The following is a 4,327-nucleotide window of genomic DNA, read 5'->3' on the forward strand; positions in this document are numbered from 1 at the left end:
AATTATATCATTACCAGCCAATTAACGAATTTCTGGGTAAGGCCGCAATAACATATGCGGGGGTAGTTAATAGATTATCAATATATATTGTTAGTAATAAATTCCAAGCCCCTCATTAATTAGGGGCTTTATTATTTTCCTGATATTTTCCTTAGCCCAATGCTATAATGGATTTAAACATAAGGAGGGTATATGGAAATCAAAAATAAGGTATTTGTAGTAACTGGCGCCGGAAGTGGGATAGGCAGAGAAATATCTAGAGCCATCATTAGTAAGGGCGGTAAGGTCGCTGGAGTCGATTTGCGTAAAGACGGGCTTGAAGAACTCAAGTCCCAGCTCGGTGAAGTGAGTAAGAATCTATCTATTTATGAAGTTAGCGTCGCTGATAAAAAAGCCGTAAGCGCACTGCCTCAGGAAATTATAAAAGATCTAGGTAGTGTCGATGGGCTCATTAATAACGCCGGCATAATTCAACCATTCCTTAAGATTAACGATCTAGACTATGCGGCTATCGACAAAGTGATGGGGGTGAATTTTTATGGCACACTTTACATGCTCAAAGCCTTTTTACCAATTCTGCTAAAGAGGCCAGTGGCCCATATTGTCGATATATCTAGCATGGGAGGTTTTTTGCCAGTTCCGGGGCAGAGCATATATGGAGCATCTAAGGCGGCTGTAAAGTTGCTAACAGAGGGGCTGCAGTCTGAGTTAATCGGTACAAATGTTAATGCCACAGTGGTGTTTCCGGGGGCGACAACTACTAATATAACTAAGAATTCTGGAGTTGAATCGCCTATTAGCGAAGAAGATGCCAAGAATTCTAAAATACCAACCCAGTCTCCTGTTGATGTTGCGAATTTGGTAGTTGAGGCAATAGAGGGGAATATTCCTAGCGTATACGCTGGTAAGGATTCTAAATTTATGAATAAGCTCTACAGGCTGAGCCCAGGCTATGCCACTAGCTCACTAGCTTAATTGCCAAACAGATGAAGTCGCTTTTGAAATAATTTTATAATTAAAAAAGCCTCGCAATACGAGGGGGTGATCCGAGAGCTTAAAAGCTCTCGGATCGAGTGGCCTGGGTCCCTTGCTTAAGGAGAGGAAGGAGTGATACACGTCTGTGTCGGTCGCAGGGCCCAGGCCTCCCTAGTGCGTCCACTAGTTCGGTCGTAATTATATCCCTAAATAGCGTTTATGTCAATAGCCGCAGCCGCAGCCACAGTCTGTTTAGGCCTATATTTGTACAGCTAGAACTAGGATTTATTCTATTTTGGCAGGTATTGGGGTAGAATTGGATGATGAATGAACATGTGGTTTTGGTAGATGAACAAAATAACAGACTAGGCCTTGAAGATAAATACAGCGTGCACACAGATGACACCCCGCTACACAGGGGATTTTCGCTCTTTATAATTAACAAACAGGGCGAACTTCTGCTGCAGCAAAGATCAGACAGTAAAATAGCCTGGCCCGGAGTGTGGAGTAACTCCGTATGCGGGCACCCAGCAGATGGCGAAACTCCGCAAGAAGCGGCCAAAAGACGCGCAAAATTTGAATTAGGAATTGATATTGAATTAGATTCTATATATTTGATTCTACCTAAATACCAGTACAAATTTGAATATAATGGTATTGTGGAAAATGAAATTTGCCCAGTTATGGCTGTGTTTGGCGAATTTGAGCCTAAGCCAAACCCCGATGAAGTTAAAGATACAAAATGGATTGAATGGCCAAAATTTATGGAAGAGATAAAAAAGCCCAATAAGTATTCGCAGTGGTGTCAGCAAGAGGCAGCACTGATAAGTACCAGCGAAGTTTTTACGAGTATATTTGAGGCCTATTGTTTCATCCCTAAGTAGCCCCCGGCGACATTTGATCTAGCGAGTGGACCAAATATAATATGTAGGCTTGCTTTGCCATAAATAAGAATAGTATTATAGTTATAGTTATTTAAATATCAGGACGCATTATCAAATGACAGATTTAATTAGAGTTTTGCCATACATTTTAGGAGCTGCCATCAGCCCCGTATTATTGGTTATGACGCTGTTTGTGCTATCCCGGCCAAAGCAGCCTATCAAAAAAGCTCTAATGTTTTTGGCTGGCTCGGCAGCCACCTTGCTAGCTATTGCTGGCATCATATTCATTACCACCACTATTGGGCCCAAACAATCATCTACCAACGATCTTTTGCCGCATATCATAATCGGCTTGTTACTGTTATTTCTGGCTTTCAATATCTACCATCGTGGGCCAGCAAAAGCTACCGCAAAAGCTGCCCCTAAGGATGGGCCATTTCGCTACTTGGCCCTGGGGGCTGTCTTGATGGCAACTAATTTTACAACGATCGCCATGATCTTCGAGGTGGCTCTAGAGCTTAGGGCTGACTCTATCTATGGCCTAGCTAAGATTGCCTATCTGATGTTAGTCGTGATATTCGGGCTGATGCCAGTGCTTGTTCCGCTAATAATCTTAAAATTAGCAGGCAAGCGAAGCCCTGAAATACTCGCGTCGCTTTCTAATTTTATGAATAAGTACGCACATATTGTTACGGCGATATTCTTTGTTATTTTAGGCTTATTTAGTCTGGCTAAGCCTTTTATCTAGTTTCTCTTTTGTAGTTTGGAAAACAGCTGCGCATAAAAGCTGATATTGTGTATAGTGGCTAAGCGGTAAACCAGCGTATCGCTTATTTTGGCAAGGTGCCGGAGGTAAGCCCGAGAGTAGTTTTTGCAAGTGTAACAATCGCAGAACTCACTCAGCGGGCTAGTATCTTCGGCGTACTGGGCCTTGTCGATCCTTAGGTACTGGTAGAAATCTCCTGTCAAATCTGCTTCCTCGGGATCCTGAGCCCAGCAATAAGCTCGACCATGACGAGCATCCCTGGTGGGTAGCACGCAATCAAAAATGTCATAGCCCATATCTATGCAAGTAACGCAGCTTTGGGGATCGCCAACCCCAAGGGCGTAGTGGTATTTATCTTTTGGCGTGGAATCGATAGTAGCTTGCAGGGCCGCGGTATTGAGTATGCCGTCCTCGCCAATTGGCCAGCCACCGAAACCATAACCATCAAAACCAATCTTGGCTAGCGCCTGCCCACATCGGGTCCTTTGATCTAAATAATTGCCACCTTGCACGACAGCAAATAGGAGCGGCCTATCAGCATCACTTAGCGATCTGGCAGAGATTTGCCTTAGGTATTCATCGTGGCAGCGCTTCGCCCAGGCAATGGTCTTATCCACACTCTTGATCATTGCTGAAATGCTAATTGTTTGGTCTGGGCAGTCATCGAGGCATATCATAATATCGGCGCCAATATCGAATTGAGCCTGTATACAGCTTTCGGGCGTGAGCGAATGTTGCGTTCCGTCTAAAGTGAAGGTAACGCCGTCATCAGTGATTTTGCCTAGTCCCGATTTGCGATGAATAAGCGAATACACCTGAAACCCACCTGAATCCGAAATAGTCAGGCCCGGCCAAGACATTAGCTTAGCACCGCCCCCGACCGATTTAAGAGTCGTGAGGCCAGGAGTATTTAAGAGGTGATAGGTGTTAATAATGAGGCCTTCGATTCCAGCCGCCGCTATATCGTTGCTATCAACACTGCGGAGTACACCCCTGGTAGCATCGGGACAAAATATTGGCAGGCTTATAGGTTTGCCTCTAATTACAGATTTCATGATTATATCTTACACTATAGTATAGCTATAAAAAGATAAAGAAAAACTGTAACCCCAGGCTGTCACAGTTAGCTGCTTTTAACGATTATGATAGTGCGTAACAAAATTTAACGAGGAGAATAATGAATATGAACAATCGCACAAAAGTATTTGCTAGCACGGTCGGAGCAATTGCCGTCTTAACACTTTCCGCAGTGCCCGCATTAGCACATCAGCAGAATACCACTGGCACCAAGGACCCAGCCAGATCTGAGTCTAGGCGTTCTGAGCGTCAGTCCAAAATGCAGTCAAGGCTTGCCGATGGAGTCGCAAGTGGTAAAATCACAAGCCAGCAGAAAGACCAAATTCTAGCCAAAATTACCGAATTAAAGCCTGCCGATGGAAGTATGAAGGGTATGTCGCCAGCAGAGCGTAAAGAGGCTAAAAAGAGCATTAGATCGCAAATATCCCAGTGGGCTAAAGATAATGGGTTAGATATTGGCCTATTTAATAATAAAACCAAGGCTCCTAAATAAGCCAGCTATATATCAACATAAAGTTTTAAGGTTATGTAGGCAGAGCTGATAATTTATATATATTATCAGCCTGCTTATTTTTATAATAACAAATCCCCGGCAAAGGATTTGCCAGGGATAATTAATTTATTG

General features: G+C 43.5%; 5 protein-coding genes. 4 read left to right on the forward strand and 1 reads right to left on the reverse strand.

Annotated features, from left to right (window positions below; all coding sequences use genetic code 11):
• Positions 1–192: 192 nt before the first annotated feature.
• From NT111_03365 to NT111_03375, 3 genes are all read left to right on the forward strand, one after another.
• Positions 193–975 carry an SDR family oxidoreductase gene (locus NT111_03365; GenBank protein MCX6805025.1) on the forward strand — a complete coding sequence of 261 codons (783 nt, stop codon included), beginning with the start codon at positions 193–195 and terminating at the stop codon, positions 973–975.
• A gap of 320 nt (positions 976–1,295) precedes the next feature.
• Complete coding sequence (gene idi / locus NT111_03370) at positions 1,296–1,859, forward strand: isopentenyl-diphosphate Delta-isomerase (protein ID MCX6805026.1); 564 nt, start codon at positions 1,296–1,298, stop codon at positions 1,857–1,859.
• Between the two features lie 115 nt (positions 1,860–1,974).
• On the forward strand, positions 1,975–2,607 hold the full coding sequence (locus NT111_03375; GenBank protein ID MCX6805027.1) for a GAP family protein: 633 nt from the start codon (positions 1,975–1,977) through the stop codon (positions 2,605–2,607).
• Here the strand turns inward: NT111_03375 and NT111_03380 are convergent.
• Positions 2,604–3,680 carry a tRNA guanosine(34) transglycosylase Tgt gene (locus tag NT111_03380; protein ID MCX6805028.1) on the reverse strand — a complete coding sequence of 359 codons (1,077 nt, stop codon included), beginning with the start codon at positions 3,678–3,680 and terminating at the stop codon, positions 2,604–2,606. The genes NT111_03375 and NT111_03380 overlap by 4 nt on opposite strands.
• 128 nt (positions 3,681–3,808) lie before the next feature.
• Here NT111_03380 and NT111_03385 point away from each other — a divergent pair, with 128 nt between their 5' ends.
• A complete protein-coding gene (locus NT111_03385; GenBank protein ID MCX6805029.1) occupies positions 3,809–4,195 on the forward strand; it encodes a hypothetical protein in 387 nt (128 codons plus the stop codon).
• Positions 4,196–4,327 lie beyond the last annotated feature (132 nt).

Source organism: Patescibacteria group bacterium (assembly GCA_026397045.1).
Lineage (GTDB): Bacteria > Patescibacteriota > Saccharimonadia > CAILAD01 > BJGX01 > JAPLVO01.